The 19,327-nt window shown below is 48.5% G+C and carries 21 protein-coding genes; 14 read left to right on the top strand and 7 right to left on the bottom strand.

Features of this window, described 5'->3' with window-relative positions; translation table 11 throughout:
- Positions 1-774 (top strand): histidine ABC transporter ATP-binding protein HisP, encoded by a 774-nt coding sequence (hisP, locus tag EFER_RS04400; RefSeq protein WP_001293612.1) that lies wholly within the window; start codon positions 1-3, stop codon positions 772-774.
- Between the two features lie 196 nt (positions 775-970).
- Positions 971-1,873 carry a recombination-promoting nuclease RpnB gene (gene rpnB / locus EFER_RS04405; RefSeq protein WP_000156124.1) on the top strand — a complete coding sequence of 301 codons (903 nt, stop codon included), beginning with the start codon at positions 971-973 and terminating at the stop codon, positions 1,871-1,873.
- Positions 1,874-1,920: 47 nt separating this feature from the next.
- Here the strand turns inward: rpnB and EFER_RS04410 are convergent, their stop codons facing one another.
- The 3 genes from EFER_RS04410 to yfcG are packed head-to-tail and all read right to left on the bottom strand — an operon-like array spanning position 1,921 to position 3,901.
- Positions 1,921-2,814, bottom strand: a complete 894-nt coding sequence (locus EFER_RS04410; RefSeq protein ID WP_001028323.1) for a TIGR01777 family oxidoreductase — start codon at positions 2,812-2,814, stop codon at positions 1,921-1,923.
- A 20-nt stretch (positions 2,815-2,834) separates the two neighbouring features.
- Positions 2,835-3,197 (bottom strand): dihydroneopterin triphosphate 2'-epimerase, encoded by a 363-nt coding sequence (gene folX / locus EFER_RS04415; RefSeq protein ID WP_000068452.1) that lies wholly within the window; start codon positions 3,195-3,197, stop codon positions 2,835-2,837.
- A 56-nt stretch (positions 3,198-3,253) separates the two neighbouring features.
- A complete protein-coding gene (gene yfcG, locus EFER_RS04420; protein ID WP_000566569.1) occupies positions 3,254-3,901 on the bottom strand; it encodes a GSH-dependent disulfide bond oxidoreductase in 648 nt (215 codons plus the stop codon).
- A 136-nt stretch (positions 3,902-4,037) separates the two neighbouring features.
- On the opposite strand from yfcG, the gene yfcF reads away from it, so the two are divergent.
- Genes yfcF through yfcD form a run of 3 tightly spaced genes read left to right on the top strand, consistent with a single transcriptional unit; the run spans position 4,038 to position 5,902 of the window.
- Complete coding sequence (gene yfcF / locus EFER_RS04425; protein ID WP_000042416.1) at positions 4,038-4,682, top strand: glutathione transferase; 645 nt, start codon at positions 4,038-4,040, stop codon at positions 4,680-4,682.
- 55 nt (positions 4,683-4,737) lie between these two features.
- A complete protein-coding gene (yfcE, locus tag EFER_RS04430) occupies positions 4,738-5,289 on the top strand; it encodes a phosphodiesterase (RefSeq protein ID WP_000772451.1) in 552 nt (183 codons plus the stop codon).
- A 58-nt stretch (positions 5,290-5,347) separates the two neighbouring features.
- Positions 5,348-5,902, top strand: coding sequence for an NUDIX hydrolase YfcD (gene yfcD / locus EFER_RS04435; RefSeq protein ID WP_000437865.1), 555 nt, complete (start codon positions 5,348-5,350; stop codon positions 5,900-5,902).
- A 1-nt stretch (position 5,903) separates the two neighbouring features.
- On the opposite strand, the gene EFER_RS04440 is transcribed toward yfcD, so the two are convergent.
- Complete coding sequence (locus tag EFER_RS04440) at positions 5,904-6,923, bottom strand: LacI family DNA-binding transcriptional regulator (protein ID WP_001018806.1); 1,020 nt, start codon at positions 6,921-6,923, stop codon at positions 5,904-5,906.
- Positions 6,924-7,172: 249 nt separating this feature from the next.
- Between EFER_RS04440 and EFER_RS04445 the strand changes: the two genes are divergently transcribed.
- The 5 genes from EFER_RS04445 (at position 7,173) to EFER_RS04465 (ending at position 11,152) form a co-directional block, all read left to right on the top strand.
- Complete coding sequence (locus tag EFER_RS04445) at positions 7,173-7,616, top strand: PTS sugar transporter subunit IIA (RefSeq protein ID WP_000935562.1); 444 nt, start codon at positions 7,173-7,175, stop codon at positions 7,614-7,616.
- 79 nt (positions 7,617-7,695) lie between these two features.
- A complete protein-coding gene (locus EFER_RS04450) occupies positions 7,696-7,968 on the top strand; it encodes a PTS sugar transporter subunit IIB (RefSeq protein ID WP_000699821.1) in 273 nt (90 codons plus the stop codon).
- Positions 7,969-7,990: 22 nt separating this feature from the next.
- A complete protein-coding gene (locus tag EFER_RS04455) occupies positions 7,991-9,379 on the top strand; it encodes a PTS ascorbate transporter subunit IIC (protein ID WP_000470237.1) in 1,389 nt (462 codons plus the stop codon).
- The gene (locus EFER_RS04460) at positions 9,376-10,206 is read left to right on the top strand and encodes a transketolase (protein WP_001101100.1); all 831 of its coding nucleotides are present in this window, start codon (positions 9,376-9,378) and stop codon (positions 10,204-10,206) included. The genes EFER_RS04455 and EFER_RS04460 overlap by 4 nt, the downstream gene beginning before the upstream one ends.
- Positions 10,199-11,152, top strand: a complete 954-nt coding sequence (locus EFER_RS04465) for a transketolase family protein (RefSeq protein WP_000609006.1) — start codon at positions 10,199-10,201, stop codon at positions 11,150-11,152. Before EFER_RS04460 ends, EFER_RS04465 begins: the two co-directional genes overlap by 8 nt.
- A 79-nt stretch (positions 11,153-11,231) precedes the next feature.
- Here EFER_RS04465 and pta read toward each other — a convergent pair whose 3' ends face one another.
- Positions 11,232-13,376 (bottom strand): phosphate acetyltransferase, encoded by a 2,145-nt coding sequence (gene pta, locus EFER_RS04470; RefSeq protein WP_000086741.1) that lies wholly within the window; start codon positions 13,374-13,376, stop codon positions 11,232-11,234.
- 76 nt (positions 13,377-13,452) lie between these two features.
- On the bottom strand, positions 13,453-14,655 hold the full coding sequence (gene ackA, locus EFER_RS04475; RefSeq protein ID WP_000095699.1) for an acetate kinase: 1,203 nt from the start codon (positions 14,653-14,655) through the stop codon (positions 13,453-13,455).
- Positions 14,656-14,993: 338 nt separating this feature from the next.
- Here ackA and yfbV point away from each other — a divergent pair, with 338 nt between their 5' ends.
- The 4 genes from yfbV (at position 14,994) to EFER_RS04500 (ending at position 18,608) form a co-directional block, all read left to right on the top strand.
- Positions 14,994-15,449, top strand: coding sequence for a terminus macrodomain insulation protein YfbV (yfbV, locus tag EFER_RS04485; protein ID WP_000106470.1), 456 nt, complete (start codon positions 14,994-14,996; stop codon positions 15,447-15,449).
- Positions 15,450-15,530: 81 nt separating this feature from the next.
- Entirely contained in the window at positions 15,531-16,028 is a 498-nt protein-coding gene (locus EFER_RS04490) for a YfbU family protein (protein ID WP_000426130.1), read from the top strand.
- Between the two features lie 10 nt (positions 16,029-16,038).
- Entirely contained in the window at positions 16,039-16,689 is a 651-nt protein-coding gene (locus EFER_RS04495) for a sugar phosphatase (protein ID WP_001203376.1), read from the top strand.
- 86 nt (positions 16,690-16,775) lie between these two features.
- Positions 16,776-18,608, top strand: coding sequence for an SLC13 family permease (locus EFER_RS04500; protein WP_001012915.1), 1,833 nt, complete (start codon positions 16,776-16,778; stop codon positions 18,606-18,608).
- A gap of 39 nt (positions 18,609-18,647) precedes the next feature.
- Here EFER_RS04500 and yfbR read toward each other — a convergent pair whose 3' ends face one another.
- Entirely contained in the window at positions 18,648-19,247 is a 600-nt protein-coding gene (gene yfbR, locus EFER_RS04505) for a 5'-deoxynucleotidase (RefSeq protein ID WP_000813886.1), read from the bottom strand.
- Positions 19,248-19,327 lie beyond the last annotated feature (80 nt).

Genomic DNA, 19,327 nt, shown 5'->3' on the forward strand with positions numbered 1-19,327 from the left:
ATGTCCGAGAATAAATTAAACGTTATCGATTTGCACAAACGCTACGGCGAACACGAAGTGCTGAAAGGGGTCTCACTGCAAGCGAATGCCGGTGATGTCATAAGTATCATCGGATCGTCGGGATCGGGGAAAAGTACCTTTCTGCGCTGCATTAACTTCCTCGAAAAACCGAGCGAAGGATCGATCGTCGTTAACGGCCAGACGATCAATCTGGTGCGCGATAAAGACGGTCAACTCAAAGTCGCCGATAAAAATCAGCTGCGCTTACTGCGCACACGCCTGACGATGGTATTCCAGCACTTCAATCTCTGGAGCCATATGACGGTGCTGGAAAACGTCATGGAAGCGCCGATTCAGGTGTTAGGCCTGAGCAAGCAGGAAGCGCGCGAGCGGGCGGTGAAGTATCTGGCGAAAGTCGGGATAGACGAACGTGCGCAGGGGAAATACCCGGTGCATCTGTCCGGTGGTCAGCAACAGCGTGTTTCCATCGCGCGGGCGCTGGCGATGGAACCGGAAGTTTTACTGTTTGATGAACCTACCTCGGCGCTCGATCCTGAACTGGTAGGCGAAGTGCTGCGTATTATGCAGCAACTGGCAGAAGAGGGAAAAACCATGGTGGTGGTGACTCACGAAATGGGCTTTGCTCGCCATGTTTCTACTCACGTCATTTTTCTCCATCAGGGGAAAATAGAGGAAGAAGGCGCGCCGGAGCAGTTATTTGGCAACCCGCAAAGCCCTCGTCTGCAACAGTTCCTTAAGGGATCGCTGAAATAATTCCCCCTCCGGTGGCTAACGCTGCCGGAGTATTTTCAAGAGAAATTTGCGAGTCAGCTTCCGCTGAAATGTAAAAGTTGCAAACCGCAAAAAATACTTCTGAATTCGCTGTCCAAAGATAAAAACTGCCTGCTGCATAGGGTGTTAATCGTGGTTATTGTCGCGTCATCTTAAATTTGAGGGGTGACGGAACGCCATGACAATATCGACAACTTCCACGCCGCATGATGCGGTATTTAAATCTTTTTTACGCCATCCAGACACCGCGCGGGATTTTATTGATATTCATCTTCCCGCGCCGCTGCGTAAACTGTGTGATTTAACGACGCTTAAACTGGAACCAAACAGTTTTATTGATGAAGACCTGCGGCAATATTATTCCGACCTCTTGTGGTCTGTGAAAACGCAGGAGGGAGCGGGTTATATTTATGTGGTGATAGAGCACCAAAGTAAGCCGGAGGAATTAATGGCTTTTCGCATGATGCGCTATTCCATCGCGGCGATGCAAAACCATCTGGATGCAGGCTATAAAGAGCTTCCATTGGTGATCCCAATGCTGTTTTATCATGGTTGCAGAAGCCCTTATCCTTATTCACTCTGCTGGCTTGATGAGTTTGCCGAGCCTGCGATAGCCCGCAAAATATATTCATCGGCTTTTCCGCTGGTGGATATTACCGTGGTGCCGGATGACGAGATTATGCAACATCGCAAAATGGCGCTGTTGGAGTTAATTCAGAAACATATTCGTCAGCGCGATCTGTTGGGATTAGTCGATCAAATTGTTTCGCTGCTAGTTACAGGGAACACTAATGACAGACAGCTAAAAGCCCTGTTTAATTACGTATTACAAACGGGGGATGCCCAGCGTTTCCGTGCATTTATTGGTGAGATAGCGGAACGAGCACCACAAGAAAAGGAGAAACTGATGACCATTGCTGACAGATTACGTGAAGAAGGGCGGAATGATGGATTAATTCTGGGCAAACGCGAAGAAGCCCTGCGCATTGCTCAGGAAATGCTGGAGAGAGGTTTAGACAGAGAGTTAGTTCTGATGGTGACCCGACTTTCGCCAGATGATCTTATCGCGCAAAGCCACTAATCCTGTAACACCAGGAGTTAACTGGCGGATGTTTGCAGTAAACCACATCAGCGAACGACATCCGCCAGCGCCTCTTCTAAATCGTACCAGCGAAACGCAAAACCCGCTTCTTCCAGCCGTTTAGGCAATGCTCGTTGTCCACCTAATACCAGTACTGAAGATTCGCCCATTAACAGTCGAATAGCGGTCGCGGGGACGCGCAAAATGGCCGGGCGATGCAGCGCATGACCGAGCGCATGGGCAAATTGTTCATTGCGTACCGGGTAGGGCGAAACCATATTAAATGGCCCGCTCAGCTCGTTATCCAGCAACCAGAGAATACCGTTGACCATATCATCAATATGAATCCAGGCCAGATACTGCCGACCGGAGCCAATCGGCCCGCCCAGGCCAAGACGAAACGGCGGCAGCATTTTACCGAGGATCCCGCCGTCCGGTGCCAGCACCACGCCGGTACGCAGCAGGCACACACGCGTTTTGTCGCTTTGCGCCCGACAGGCAATTTCTTCCCAACGAGCGCAGAGTTTATGGGTAAATTCGTTATGCGGCGGTTCCTCTTCGGTAACCACCACTTCACCTAAGTCGCCATAATAGCCCGTTGCCGAACCGGAAATGAGTACCGACGGCGGCGTGTCGCTGGCATTAATTACATCGACCAGTTTTTGCGTGATATTCCAGCGGCTTTGGCAGAGACGATCTTTTTGCTCGTGAGTCCAGCGTTTATCAGCAATCGGTTCTCCAGCCAGGTTGATTACCGCATCAACGCCGTTGAGGTTACTTTGATCGGCAAGCCCTTGCCATAGTGTCACCCGGGGGCCGATAACGGAGCTGGCTTTCTGCGGGTTACGCGTCACTACCGTGATTTGATGGCCCAGCTCCAGCAAACGCGGAATCAAATGACGACCAATTAATCCCGTCCCTCCGGTGATCACTATGTTCATGCAGCCTCCCGATATGGCGGTTAACGCTGCCAGCTTAAGGTCATGGATACCGAATCAGCGTAGCGCAGCGCGTGCAGTTTATCGATCTCTACTTCAGCATACGTTACCCAGTGATGTTCACGTGCGATATCGAGCACATCCTGAGTTAATTTCTCCAGCAAAGAGAAACGGTTATTCTCTACATGTTGAATAATGTTTTTCGTTACGGTGCGATAATTCAGCGCATCGTTGATATCTTCGCTGGTGCGCGCTTTATCGGCGGGGTAGTGGATCGCCACGTTGATAACAATATCCTGACGGTTGTTAATCTCTTCGTCCTTAATTCCGATAAACGTACGTAAACGAAGGTTCTTTATACGAATAATAGCGGCAGGTTGTGCCATTGCAGGTTCTCCGTTGTTTTACTTAGGATTAAATAATACACGAGAACCTGTTTCTGTTAACTATCCGAACGCTCATCACCGAGTTGTGATTTTAGCAGTGCCTGCACGGTGGCAGGGCGCGAACGGATCCGCTCATGCCAGTTCTTGACTGCAGGATACATTGCGAGGTCAATGCGCTGGCGAGTCCAGGCATTAACCCACGGCCAGCAGGCAATATCCGCAATGCTGTAGTTTTCTCCGCCCAGCCAGGGCGAGTTTTCCAGCCGCTTGTTCAGCACGTGATACAGACGCTGAGTTTCAACTTGATAACGTTCAATAGCGTAAGGAATGGTTTGTGGTGCAGCGTGATTAAAATGATGATTTTGCCCAAGCATCGGCCCCAGCCCGCCTACCTGCCAGAATAGCCACTGTAATGTGGTGGCGCGTTCACGCATTTCATGACTTAAAAAGAGTCCCGTTTTCTCCGCCAGATACAACAATATGGCCCCGGACTCAAAGAGGCTTAACGGTTCGCCGCCATCGGCTGGGGAATGATCAACTATTGCCGGAATTTTATTATTCGGTGAAATCCGCAAAAACTCAGGGCGGAATTGATAGCCCTTACTGATATCGACCTTGATTAAGTGGTAGTCCAGACCAGCTTCTTCAAGAAACAGCGTGATCTTTTGTCCGTTGGGGGTAGGGGCGTAATAGAGGTCGATCATTGCAGCTCCTGTTTCGTATAAATATCTGACCTCATCAAGTATAGAAAGGCTTACGTGCTGCGTGAGATTTCGTCACGTGACAGTGGTGAAAAGGCTCTATAGTTTGATAGCAAGCCCATTGAACGCTGAGGACATAATGAGTAAACCCGCAATCACGCTTTGGTCAGATGCCCATTTTTTCTCCCCTTATGTGCTATCCGCATTTGTTGCCATCCAGGAAAAGGGACTGGTATGTACGTTAAAAACGGTCGATCTTGCGGATGGTGAGCATTTGCGCCCCACATGGCAAGGCTATGCTCTGACACAGCGCGTGCCGCTGCTGCAAATCGAAGATTTTGAACTCAGTGAATCTTCAGCGATTGCTGAGTACCTTGAAGACCGTTTTGCTCCGCCAACCTGGGAGCGAATTTATCCGTTAGATCTACAAAAAAGAGCACGGGCAAGGCAGATTCAGGCCTGGTTACGCAGTGATCTGATGCCTCTACGGGAAGAGCGCTCAACCGATGTTATTTTTGCCGGAACAAAAAAAGCGCCACTCAGTGAGGCCGGTAGGTCGAGTGCCGGGAAACTGTTTGCGATTGCTGATAATTTATTGGCTCATGGAATGCCTAATCTGTTTGGCGAGTGGTGTATTGCTGATACTGATTTGGCGCTAATGATTAATCGTCTGGCGCTTCATGGTGATGATGTGCCTGAACGACTGGCGGATTATGCCGCATTTCAGTGGCAACGGGCGTCGGTACAGCGTTTTTGTGTGCTTTCTGCAAAGAGTACAGGCTGATAGAAGACAAAGAATCCAGTATCATAGCTAACGTTTTTTCGACGAGGAGTGAGTGATGAAACTGATGTTTGCATCGGACATTCATGGGTCGTTACCGGCGACGGAGCGGGTACTGGATATTTTTGCGCGAAGTGGCGCTCACTGGCTGGTAATTCTTGGTGATGTGCTAAATCATGGTCCACGGAATGCATTGCCAGAAGGTTATGCACCAGCAAAAGTGGCGGAACGACTCAATGAGGTGGCGGATAAAATTATTGCTGTACGCGGTAATTGTGACAGTGAAGTGGATCAGATGCTGCTTCGTTTTCCGCTGACAGCTCCCTGGCAGCAGGTTTTGCTGGAAGATAAGCGACTTTTCCTGACTCATGGACATCTCTTCGGACCAGAAAATCTTCCGTCACTCCATCATGGCGATGTTCTGGTCTACGGTCATACCCACGTCCCGGTAGCTGAAAAACGTGGAGATATTTTCCATTTCAACCCCGGTTCGGTAAGCATTCCTAAAGGGGGCTTTCCGGCTAGTTATGGCGTGTTGGATGACAATGTTTTTCAGGTAATCGCCCTGGATGAACAAAGTCATATTGCGCAGGTCGCGATTAATCCGTAATTTACCCCACACAACTAAACGCGCCGTAAGAGCGCAAGCAACAGAAGGTTTCCTGATAATGGAACAGCGTCATTTGGCAAGTACGGAATGGGTGGATATTGTCAATGAAGATAACGAAGTCATTGCACAAGCCAGCCGGGAGCAGATGCGAGCACAATGCCTGCGCCACCGTGCGACCTATATCGTCGTGCATGATGGAATGGGCAAAATTCTGGTTCAGCGTCGTACCGAGACAAAAGACTTTTTACCTGGAATGCTGGATGCCACCGCTGGTGGTGTGGTGCAGGCCGATGAACAATTACTGGAATCAGCCCGCCGTGAAGCTGAAGAGGAGTTGGGCATTGCAGGCGTTCCCTTTGCTGAACATGGACAGTTCTATTTTGAAGATAAAAACTGTCGCGTCTGGGGGGCACTTTTTAGCTGCGTCTCTCACGGGCCATTTGCACTACAGGAAGATGAAGTCAGTGAAGTTTGCTGGCTGACACCGGAAGAAATTACTGCCCGGTGCGATGAATTTACGCCTGATTCGCTGAAAGCGCTGGCGCTGTGGATGACCCGCAACGCCAGAAGTGATGTAGCAATTCAGGAAAAGCAGGAAGAAGCTGAAAAATAAGTCAGCAGCTTTCTCGCAAACATAAACTGGGAGCGATCAATTGACGATCGCTCCAGTTGCCGTCTTTAATCCTTTCCAGAAGTGCTCTTCCTGCTTCGAAACCAATTTTGCGATGTGGAACGGCCATAGTGGTTAATGGTGGTTGGCATACCCGACTCACATCACTGTCACCAAATCCGACCACGGCGAGTTCATCTGGTACTTTGATACGCCTTCTTTGACACTCATAAAGAACACCGCAAGCCAGCTCATCAGACACGCATACCAGAGCATCGAGTTCTGGCCATGCAAGTAAAAATTCAGGGAGTTGTGATGCGCCAGTTGAAAACACAGGAGGCAAAGCAGCATTGATGACGCGATCAGGAGACATATGATGGCGCAGCATGGCTTTATACCATCCTTGTAAATGTTGTTGGAAAATCCATTGTTCCTGATTAGCACACAACAGGCCAATATTCTGATAACCACGCTGCACCAGCATATCGGTCAGCTCGAACATAGCTGCTACGTTATCAATCCCAATATTCATATCAATGGGATCGGCACGAATCGCGCCAATCTCCATCACCGGAATTGAGGCATTTTTGAGCCAGTTACGCACAGTGTCACTATGTTCGACACTAAGCAAAATAGCGGCTGCAATATTGGATGCGAGAAGTGTTTCCAGTAGTTTCTCTTCTTGATCTAACCGGTGACGAGATTCTGCCAACATGATCTGGTATCCCGCAGGCTGCAGCGCTTGCTGGAGTCCGGCAAACATTTCTGAACATCCCGCTTCAGCCAGATTTGGAACGACCATCGCAATAGTATGTGAAGAAGCCGATGCCAGTGCACTTGCGGTGAGATTGGGCATATAGCCCAGCTCATGCACAGCGGCTTCAATTTTCTCCCGCAGCTTATCGGAAACTTGCTCAGGCGTACGTAACGCCCTGGATACGGTCATGGTTCCGACACCAGCCAGTTGCGCAACATCGGCGATGGTGACCTTTCCTGTACTACGACGTTTTCGGGTTATTGCCATACAAAATCCTGCTCAATTACAACAAATGGAGATACTTTTTTAGTTGTCATCTGCCGCTCCCTGTTGCTAGCAGTATACCTCTTAATTTCAGCCAGAAGTTTTGATTTCTAAAAGGGTAAGTATTTTGATAGCGCTATCACAAATCTGAATGATACATTTTGATAGCGCTATCTTTGTGACGTTGATCGCAGATATACCGCCGTTGCTTGCATACATTCTGGTCATAGAAATGAAAAATGAGGAGGACAAGTGCTTAATACCTGGCTTTCTGATTCAACAATCGCATTACGAAAGAATGTCGCATCCTGGCAGCAGGCATTAGATATTTGTGCCAGACCGTTACTGGAGGCAGAGATAATTACGGCAGATTATCTCAGTGCGATAAAAACACAACATGAAAAACTGGGGCCTTATTATGTCCTGGCTCCTGGGCTGGCCATGCCGCATGCCCGACCAGAAGAAGGAGCAAAAGGATTAGGGTTATCATTATTAAAACTTGAAGAAGGTGTCAGTTTTAATACAGAGGAATTTGATCCTGTAGATGTCATCATTTTACTTGCCGCACCAGACAAACACAGTCATATCGAAATGATCTCGGCACTGGCTGAGTTATTTTCCAGTGAAAAAGATTTACAGGAATTACATCAGGCTCGCAACCTGGAGGAAATAAAAACGATAATTTCACGATTCTAATTACATTATAAATTCAGTCTTTTCACAACATTACGCCGTTGCGTGATGAGAACTTCTACAACTTAAAATGGTGAATACAATGAAAATTATGGCTATTTGTGGCTCAGGGCTAGGTAGTAGTTTTATGGTCGAAATGAATATTAAAAAAGTCCTGAAAAAAATGGAGATAGAAGCGGAAGTGGAGCATTCCGATCTTTCATCAGCAACGCCTGGTGCTGCTGATTTATTTGTGATGGCAAAAGATATTGCCGCCAGTGCCAGCGTACCGGAAAGTCAGTTGGTGGTTATCAACAACATCATTGATATTAATGAACTCGAAACGCAACTGCGTAACTGGTTCGCAAAACAATAACCTTAATTGAAGCGAGGTGGATATGTTTATCCTTGAAACGCTGAATTTTGTTGTTGATATACTCAAAGTGCCCTCGGTACTGGTCGGCTTGATTGCCTTAATTGGCCTGGTTGCCCAGAAAAAAGCCTTTTCAGATGTTGTTAAAGGCACAATTAAAACTATCCTTGGCTTTATTGTACTGGGCGGTGGTGCCACTGTTCTGGTGGGTTCGTTAAATCCGCTGGGGAGTATGTTTGAGCATGCCTTTAATATTCAAGGCATCATTCCGAATAATGAGGCTATTGTTTCTATTGCGCTGGAGAAATATGGCGCATCGACGGCACTTATTATGGCGTTTGGTATGGTGGCGAATATTATTGTTGCCCGCTTTACCCGCCTGAAATACATCTTCCTGACCGGTCATCACACATTTTACATGGCTTGCATGATTGGTGTAATTCTGACAGTGGCTGGTTTTGAAGGTGTATCACTGGTATTTACCGGTTCTCTTATTCTTGGACTGGTGATGGCGTTTTTCCCGGCATTAGCACAACGCTATATGAGGCGTATTACCGGGAATGATGAAATCGCTTTTGGTCACTTTGGTACTCTGGGATATGTGCTCTCTGGCTGGATTGGCAGCGTATGCGGTAAAGGTTCCCGTTCCACCGAAGAGATGAATTTGCCCAAAAATCTGAGCTTCCTGCGCGACAGTTCCATCTCTATTTCTCTTACGATGATGGTGATTTATCTGATCATGGCGATCAGTGCGGGTCGTGAGTACGTTGAAAGCCAGTTCAGTGGCGGTCAAAACTACCTTGTCTACGCCATCATTATGGCCATCACCTTCGCTGCTGGCGTATTTATCATTCTGCAAGGTGTGCGTTTAATCCTTGCTGAAATAGTTCCGGCATTTACCGGGTTCTCAGAAAAGCTGGTGCCGAATGCCCGTCCAGCCCTCGATTGCCCGGTTGTGTATCCGTATGCGCCAAACGCAGTGCTAATTGGTTTCTTGTTTAGCTTTCTTGGCGGTTTGGTGGGGCTATTTTTGTTGGGGCAGATGAAGCTGGTGCTGATCCTTCCTGGTGTCGTTCCTCACTTCTTCACCGGGGCGACTGCGGGGGTATTTGGTAACGCTACGGGTGGACGTCGCGGCGCAATGATTGGTGCTTTTGCGAATGGCTTATTGATTACCTTCCTGCCAGTGCTGTTATTGCCAGTTTTGGGGGCGATAGGCTTTGCTAATACGACCTTTTCCGATGCAGATTTTGGTGCTGTCGGTATCGTTCTCGGAAACCTGGCACGTTATCTCTCACCTTTTGCCATCACCGGACTTGTAGTCGCAGTATTTGTACTGCTGGTTGCCTGGAACATTTTCGCCAATAACAAACTCGCTGCCAAAGCGCAGGAGAAGAGCGGAGCCAAATCATGAATGTTAAAGAAGTGACGCAATTTGCACGGGATATACGTATCCAGACGCTGAAATCATTAACCCATCTTGGCTTCGGTCATTATGGTGGCAGCATGTCGGTTGTGGAAACGCTAGCGGTGCTTTATGGCGCGGTAATGAAAATTGATCCTGCTGATCCCGACTGGCCTGAGCGTGACTATTTTGTCTTGTCAAAAGGACATGCCGGACCTGCGCTCTACAGTACTCTGGCGTTGAAAGGTTATTTTCCACTGGAAGAATTAAGCACCTTAAATCAGAACGGCACTCGCTTACCAAGTCATCCGGATCGGCTAAAGACGCGTGGTGTTGATGCCACTACAGGATCGCTGGGGCAGGGGATATCCATTGCCGGGGGGATGGCGCTGTCGCATAAACTGGCGGGGCGCAAGAATCGGGTATTTTGTATTGTTGGCGATGGAGAACTTAATGAAGGTCAGTGTTGGGAAGCCTTCCAGTTTATCGCGCATCATCGGTTGAATAATCTCACTGTTTTTGTGGACTGGAACAAACAGCAGCTTGATGGTCAACTGGACGAAATCATTAATCCGTTTGATTTAGAAAGTAAATTCCGCGCTTTCGGTTTTGATGTCGTGACAGTGAAGGGCGATGATATTGAGGGCTTGTTGAATGTAGTTAAACCTGTCCCGCCAGCTGAGGCCAGACCGAGAGTGGTCATTCTCGATAGCATTAAAGGGCAGGGTGTACCGTGTCTTGAGCAACTCAGTAATTCCCATCATTTACGCCTCACGGAAGAGATGAAGGAGACGCTAAACGAAACAATTTGCCAACTGGAGGCCATGCATGATTAATCTCGCACCGGCAGGACAAAAAGACAGCATCGAAATGCGCAAAATTTATGCAGGATTTATCGCGCAACAGAGTGAAAACGGTAATTCTGTCATTGCTCTTGAGGCTGATTTAATGAGTTCCATGGCAATGGACAGCGTAGCGCGGGATTATCCACAGCGCGTTATTAATTGCGGCATTATGGAAGCCAATGTTATCGGCACAGCTGCGGGGCTGGCCTTAACCGGGCGCAAGCCATTCGTACATACCTTTACCGCATTTGCCAGTCGTCGCTGTTTTGATCAGCTCTTTATGTCGCTTGATTACCAGCGTGCTAACGTAAAAGTTATCGCTTCTGATGCGGGTGTTACTGCTTGCCACAATGGCGGAACACATATGTCATTTGAAGATATGGGGATTGTGCGCGGGCTGGCACATTCGGTGGTAATGGAGATGACCGATGCCGTAATGTTTAGCGATATTTTGCGTCAACTCGTTGAGTTAGAAGGATTTTATTGGGTTCGTACCATCCGTAAGCAAGCAGCGAGTATTTACGCACCAGGTACGACCTTTACGATTGGTAAAGGACAGGTATTACGTGAAGGAACGGATATCACCTTGATTGCTAATGGCATTATGGTGGCAGAAGCGCTTGAGGCAGCTCGTCAACTTGAGCAGGCTGGGGTAAGTGCAGCGGTCATTGATATGTTTACTCTCAAACCTATCGATCGGATGTTAATTAAAAATTATGCCGAAAAAACAGGGCGGATCGTGACATGTGAAAACCATAGTATTCACAATGGATTAGGTTCAGCAGTTGCTGAAGTACTTGTAGAAACTTGTCCTGTCCCCATGCGTCGGGTGGGGGTTAAAGAGCGGTATGGCCAGGTGGGAACTCAGGACTTTTTACAAAGGGAATATGGTTTAACGGCACATGATATTGTGGCGGCTGCGAGAGAGTTGTTGTAACTGATTCTAAAATAAAAAATCCGGAAATAATCACTATTTCCGGATTTTGCTTTTAGTCTTTTACGCTAAACAGAAAAGATTACTTCTGCTGTTGTGCAGACTGGATCGCGGTCAGAGCGATAGTGTAGACGATATCGTCAACCAGTGCGCCTCGAGACAAGTCGTTAACCGGCTTGCGCATACCCTGCAGCATCGGCCCGATGGAGATCAGGTCAGCAGAACGCTGTACCGCTTTGTAGGTGGTGTTACCGGTGTTCAGATCCGGGAAGATGAACACGGTAGCGCGACCTGCAACCGGAGAGTTCGGTGCTTTAGATTTCGCAACGTCAGCCATTACTGCAGCATCGTACTGCAGCGGGCCGTCGATCATCAGGTCAGGACGTTTTTCCTGCGCCAGACGAGTTGCTTCGCGAACTTTCTCTACATCGCTGCCTGCACCAGAAGTCCCGGTGGAGTAGGAGAGCATGGCTACACGCGGTTCGATACCAAAAGCAGTAGCAGAATCAGCAGACTGAATCGCGATTTCTGCCAGCTGCTCAGCGGTCGGGTCCGGGTTGATCGCGCAGTCACCGTAAACGTAAACCTGTTCCGGCAGCAGCATGAAGAACACAGAAGATACTAAAGAGCTACCCGGTGCAGTTTTGATCAGCTGCAGCGGCGGACGGATGGTGTTTGCGGTGGTGTGAACAGCACCGGAAACCAGACCGTCAACTTCATCCTGCTCCAGCATCAGAGTGCCGAGAACCACGTTGTCTTCCAGCTGTTCGCGGGCAACGGTTTCGGTCATACCTTTGCTCTTACGCAGTTCAACCAGGCGGCCAACATAGCTTTCGCGAACAACTTCTGGATCGACGATTTCAATGCCAGCACCCAGTTCTACGCCCTGAGATGCCGCAACACGGTTGATTTCTTCCGGGTTACCCAGAAGCACACAAGTTGCGATACCACGTTCCGCACAAATAGCCGCTGCTTTCACTGTACGTGGTTCGTCACCTTCCGGCAGAACAATGCGCTTACCGGCTTTGCGTGCCAGTTCGGTCAGCTGATAGCGGAATGCTGGCGGAGACAGACGACGGCTGCGCTCGGAAGTAGCCGTCAGAGATTCGATCCAGTCAGCGTTGATGTAGTTAGCAACGTATTCCTGAACTTTCTCGATACGCTCGTGATCGTCAACCGGAACTTCCAGATTGAAGCTCTGCAGGCTTAAAGAAGTCTGCCAGGTGTTGGTGTTCACCATAAATACCGGCAGGCCAGTAGCAAACGCACGCTCGCACAGTTTAGAAATACGTGCGTCCATTTCGTAGCCGCCAGTCAGCAGCAGAGCGCCAATTTCTACGCCATTCATCGCAGCCAGGCAAGCGGCAACCAGTACGTCAGGACGGTCTGCGGAAGTTACCAGCAGAGAACCGGCACGGAAGTGCTCAAGCATATGCGGAATGCTACGGGCACAGAACGTAACGGATTTAACACGGCGAGTGTTGATATCACCTTCGTTAATAATGGTTGCGTTCAGGTGACGCGCCATATCGATCGCACGGGTTGCGATCAGATCAAAGCTCCACGGCACGATGCCAAGCACTGGCAGCGGGCTGGATTCCAGCAGTTTCGCTGGATCAAACTTGGTGACATGCGCTTTAGAAGAGTCGTCGAAAATCTCAGACAGATCCGGGCGAGTGCGCCCCTGGTCGTCAACGGGCGCGTTCAGTTTGTTAACGATAACGCCGATGATATTGGTGTTTTTGGCACCGCCGAAGCTGCTGCGCGTCAGTTCGATACGCTCTTTCAGTTGTTCTGGCGTGTCAGAACCCTGAGACATGACAAAGACGATTTCCGCGTTCAGCGTTTTCGCAATTTCATAGTTCAGAGACTGAGCAAACTGATGTTTACGTGTTGGAACCAGACCTTCAACCAGAACGACTTCAGCATCTTTGGTGTTGGCATGATAGTTGGCGATGATCTCTTCCATCAGCACATCTTTTTGATTGCTGGAAAGCAGAGACTCAACGTGGCTCATTTTCAGAGGTTCAGCCGTTGCCAGCGTGGAGTTTGCGCGGACGATAGCTGTGGTCTGGTCAGGAGCATCGCTACCGGAACGCGGTTGAGCGATAGGCTTAAAGACGCTCAGGCGAACGCCTTTACGTTCCATAGCGCGGACAACGCCAAGGCTGACGCTGGTCAGACCGACGCTTGTTCCGGTAGGGATCAGCATAATAATACGGGACACGATTTATCCTCTTTCGTTACCGCCGAAGGTGGGCGGGTTACAAAACAGCACCGCCAGCAGGGCTGGCGGTGTGAAATCAGGCAGTCAGACGGCTCGCGTCTTGCGCGATAACCAGTTCTTCGTTGGTTGGGATAACCACCGCAGGACGGGTACCTTCTTTGTTAATGAAACCAGATTTGCCAAAACGTGCAGCCAGATTACGCTCGTGATCTACTTCAAAGCCCAGCACACCCAGTTTACCCAGAGACAGTTCGCGAACCATCGCTGCGTTTTCACCGATACCACCAGTGAATACAACAGCATCCAGGCGACCATCCATCAGTGCTGTGTAAGCACCGATGTATTTCGCCAGGCGGTGGCAGTATACGTCCATTGCGCGTTTCGCGTCTTCTTTAGTCGCGTAGTTATCTTCAACATAACGGCAGTCGCTGGTCACTTCGGTCAGACCCAGCAGACCAGACTCTTTGGTCAGCATTTTGTTGATGGCGTCTACGCTCATGCCCAGAGTGTCGTGCAGATGGAAGATGATCGCCGGATCGATATCGCCAGAGCGAGTACCCATTACCAGGCCTTCCAGCGGAGTCAGACCCATAGAGGTGTCAACACATTTGCCGTTACGGATAGCAGAAACAGAACCGCCGTTACCCAGGTGGCAGGTAATGATGTTCAGTTCTTCTACCGGTTTGTTCAGCATTTTTGCCGCTTCCTGAGTAACATAGAAGTGGCTGGTGCCGTGTGCGCCGTAGCGACGAATACCATGCTCTTTATACAGATTGTACGGCAGGGCGTAGAGGTAAGATTCTTCCGGCATTGTCTGATGGAACGCAGTATCGAATACCGCTACGTTCTTGTCTTTCAGTTGCGGGAAAGATTTCAGAGCTTCTTCGATACCGATCAGGTGTGCAGGGTTATGCAGCGGTGCAAAAGAGGCTGCATCTTTGATACCCTGGATAACAGAGTCATCGATAACGACGGAGCTGGTGTATTTTTCACCACCGTGAACGATACGGTGACCGATAGCAGTCAGCTGCGCAGACAGTTCTGGTTTTTGTGCCAGAATAGTGTTAACGATAAAGTTAAGCGCTTCACTGTGAGCGGCGCCTGCACCTAAAGCCGCTTCTTGTTTATTGCCGTCCATTTTCCATTTGATACGGGCTTCAGGAAGATGGAAACATTCGGCTAAACCAGAAAGGTACTCTTCACCATTTACTGCATCGATGATGGCAAATTTCAGTGAAGAACTACCGCAGTTCAGAACCAGTACTAACTTACTCGACATGGAAGTACCTATAATTGATACGTGGCTAAAAAAACGTCAGGAGTCATACAGCGTAGCGCAGGATAACAATGACATTTATGATTAACATCATGCACTCAGAAAATTTTTGGCATGATGCAATAAAACCCTTTGAGTCTATGCCATTTTGCGTATTTTTCAGGCAGTGGCATACTATAAGAAAATTTGACGACTCAATGGTATTAGTCTATAGGCCTGTTTCAGGCTGGCACAGAATACATGATAGTGGGTACAGATGACAAAATGTTTTGAACGTTGTCCCTCACAGTTGTTGTTTTGCACAATTATTTGAATTTTTATATGTGAAGTTGAGGTAAGCCATGTCAACACCGGATGATCGTTCTGTTAATTTTTTTAGTCTTTTTCGCCGGGGACAGCATTATTCTAAGACGTGGCCAATGGAAAAACGCCTCGCTCCGGTCTTTGTCGAAAATCGTGTAATCAGGATGACCCGTTATGCGATTCGCTTTATGCCGCCCATCGCGGTGTTCACCTTATGCTGGCAAATTGCCCTTGGTGGGCAGTTAGGCCCAGCGGTAGCGACAGCTCTGTTTGCCCTTAGCCTGCCGATGCAAGGGTTATGGTGGCTGGGAAAGCGTTCAGTTACGCCCCTGCCACCTTCTATTCTTAACTGGTTTTACGAAGTTCGGGGTAAATTACAGGATGCCGGGCAAGTTCTGGCGCCGGTAGAAGGCAAACCAGATTACCAGGCGTTAGCTGACACGCTTAAGCGCGCCTTCAAACAACTGGATAAAACTTTCCTTGATGATTTGTAATTCCCCCCAGATTACGCATATAAAAGAAGGCACTGATGCCTTCTTTTTTTTCACAGTTGTAAAGTGATACAGGAGTCCCAAATGGAAATGACTAACGCACAACGTCTCATTTTATCTAACCAGTACAAAATGATGACTATGCTGGATCCTGCAAATGCCGAGCGTTACCGTCGTCTACAGACAATTATCGAGCGTGGTTATGGCCTGCAAATGCGTGAACTTGACCGCGAATTTGGAGAGTTAACGGAAGAAACCTGCCGCACCATTATCGACATTATGGAGATGTATCATGCTTTGCATGTCTCCTGGACCAACCTGAAAGATGCACAAACTAATATTGATGAGCGCCGTGTAACTTTCCTCGGCTTTGATGCTGCCACAGAAGCTCGTTACCTTGGCTATGTCCGTTTTATGGTGAATATTGAAGGGCGTTATACCCACTTTGACGCCGGTACTCATGGTTTTAACGCTCAAACACCAATGTGGGAGAAGTACCAGCGAATGTTAAAAGTTTGGCATTCTTGCCCGCGTCAATACCACTTGAGCGCTAACGAAATTAATCAAATTATCAACGCCTGAGGAGGCTGATGTGCGGTGTAAAGGCTTTCTGTTTGACCTTGATGGTACGCTGGTTGATTCCTTACCGGCAGTAGAGCGTGCGTGGTGTAACTGGGCCGATCGTTTTGGGATTGATCACCATGAGTTGTTGAGTTTCATTCATGGCAAACAGGCGATCACTTCTCTGCGCCATTTTATGCCAGGAAGACCGGAGGAAGAGATACTGGCTGAATTTACCCGCCTGGAGCAGATCGAGGCGACGCAAACTGAAGGTATCACCGCACTACCAGGGGCGATTGAACTCCTCACTCATCTTAATAAATCAGGCATTCCATGGGCTATCGTTACTTCTGGCTCAATGCCGGTTGCACGTGCTCGCCATCAGGTTGCCGGGCTGCCATTCCCTGAAGTATTTGTTACCGCTGAACGGGTAAAAAGAGGGAAACCAGAACCGGATGCTTATCTCTTGGGGGCGCAACTGCTCGGCCTTGAACCAAAAGAGTGTGTTGTCGTGGAGGATGCCCCTGCGGGTGTACTTTCCGGGTTGGCTGCAGGTTGCCATGTCATTGCTGTGAATACGCCAGCAGACACGCCGCGTTTGAGTGAGGTTGATTTTGTGCTGACCAGTTTGCAGCAAATCACCGTAACAAAGCAGCCGAATGGAGAAGTTATTATTCAGTGAAACACCTGAGTATGATTTAGCTCCGTTTTGGTGGTTTTGTTTTATGGCAGAATCTAGTAATTCTCATCATTTAACAAGGATGTATTGTGAACGGTGAATTAATCTGGGTTCTGTCATTATTAGTAATTGCCGTCATTATGTTTGCGACGGGCAAAGTGCGTATGGATGCCGTTGCTTTGTTCGTCATTGTTGCGTTTGTGCTCAGTGGCACGCTCACCATTTCAGAAGCCTTTTCAGGTTTTAGTGATCCCAATGTCGTGTTAATTGCTGCCTTATTTATCATCGGCGATGGTCTGGTGCGTACTGGTGTAGCAACGGTAATGGGGGCCTGGCTGGTAAAAGTGGCTGGCAGCAGTGAAATTAAGATGCTGGTTTTGCTGATGTTAACCGTTGCCGGGCTGGGGGCATTCATGAGCTCTACTGGCGTGGTGGCAATTTTTATTCCTGTTGTATTAAGTGTCTCAATGCGAATGCAAACCTCACCGTCACGTCTGATGATGCCTTTGAGTTTTGCAGGTCTGATTAGTGGCATGATGACGCTGGTGGCGACACCACCTAACCTGGTCGTAAACAGTGAACTGCTGCGTGAGGGGTTCCACGGTTTTAGCTTTTTTAGCGTAACGCCAATCGGTCTGGTTGTATTGGTTTTTGGCATTCTTTATATGCTGGTTATGCGCTTTATGCTTAAAGGCGACAATCCCGCACAGCAAGGTGAGGGCTGGAAAAGACGGACATTTCGCGACCTTATCAAAGAATACCGGCTCACCGGGCGAGCCCGGCGCCTCGCTATCCGCCCGGGATCTCCGCTGGTTGGTCAACGACTCGATGATCTGAAATTGCGTGAACGCTACGGTGCGAACGTCATCGGTGTTGAACGCTGGCGACGTTTTCGCCGCGTAATCGTGAACGTTAACGGGGTTTCTGAGTTTCGGGCACGTGATGTTTTGTTAATCGATATGTCTGCAGCAGACGTCGATCTCCGACAATTTTGTAGTGAACAATTGCTTGAACCGATGGTTCTGCGGGGAGAATACTTTTCTGATCAAGCCCTGGATGTGGGAATGGCGGAAATATCATTGATTCCTGAATCGGAGCTGATTGGCAAATCGGTACGTGAAATAGGTTTTCGTACGCGCTATGGACTGAATGTCGTGGGCTTAAAACGAGACGGGGTCGCTCTGGAAGGTTCGCTGACAGATGAACCACTACGGCTGGGCGATATTATTCTGGTGGTGGGAAACTGGAAACTCATCGGTATGCTGGCGAAACAGGGGCGTGATTTTGTAGTCCTGAATATGCCAGCCGAAGTCAGCGAAGCGTCTCCGGCTCACAGTCAGGCTCCCCATGCAATTTTCTGTCTGGTCCTGATGATTGCTCTTATGCTTACCGATGAAATTCCTAATCCTATTGCCGCGATCATTGCCTGCCTGCTGATGGGAAAATTTCGCTGTATTGATGCGGAAAGCGCATATAAAGCGATTCACTGGCCAAGCATAATTTTGATTGTCGGTATGATGCCCTTTGCTTTGGCACTGCAAAAAACGGGCGGTGTTGATCTGGTCGTTAAAGGGTTGATGGAAGTCGGGGGTGGCAAAGGGCCTTATATTATGCTGGGCTGCTTATTCGTTTTATGCGCAGTGATTGGTTTGTTCATCTCTAACACAGCAACGGCGGTATTAATGGCTCCTATCGCGTTGGCCGCAGCGAAAACTATGGGAGTTTCACCTTATCCTTTCGCGATGGTCGTCGCGATGGCTGCATCAGCGGCCTTTATGACACCGGTATCTTCACCAGTAAACACACTTGTACTTGGTCCGGGCAATTATCGCTTCAGCGATTTTGTGAAGATAGGTGTACCTTTCACTATTATCGTCATGGCGGTCTGTCTGGTGATTATTCCTGTGATGTTCCCATTTTGACGTTCTGCCGGGTAAGCGCAGGCTTTACCCGGCAAGGCATTACAACGGAGAGTCCTGGCTGATTTCGTCGAGAGAAAGATGAAAACTGGGCACAAACACCGCCATAAAATAGTCCATCTCTGCGCTTCGACGTTCTTGTAATGTCTTTTCAAGTCGAGTTTTTGCCAGCAAAAATTCGTTATTTCCTGCTGATAACTCTTCAAGGCATTTAAGATAGGCGCAAAGTGCATCAGCTTGTTTCACAATCGCTTTTTCTTCATCACTCCAACGACTTTCGTCAATAAAAGGGGCGAAAATATCCTGCAACTCTTCAGGTACCATATCAACCAGCTTCTGCTGGGCAATTTTCTCGATAGCTTTATATTCCTGAGCAATTTGGGAATTGAAATATTTAACCGGGGTAGGGAGATCTCCGGTTAAAACTTCCGAGGTGTCGTGGTACATCGCCAGTAATGCGATATGTTCAGGATTGGTCTGTCCGCCAAATTTTCGATTCTTAATTGCTGCCAGTGCATGAGCTACCATTGCAACCTGTAAGCTGTGTTCAGAAACATTTTCAGTCCGAACATTACGCATCAAGGGCCAGCGATTTATTAGTTTCAGGCGGGAAAGATAGGCAAAAAAATGGCTCTGCTTCATAGTAACCTTTTTGGTTATAAAGACCTGAAGATTATTGTGCGCAGAGAATGCCGCCGGATGCAAATTCCGGCAGCATTTTT

Origin of the sequence: Escherichia fergusonii ATCC 35469, assembly GCF_000026225.1 — a bacterium.
GTDB classification, from domain to species: Bacteria; Pseudomonadota; Gammaproteobacteria; order Enterobacterales; family Enterobacteriaceae; genus Escherichia; species Escherichia fergusonii.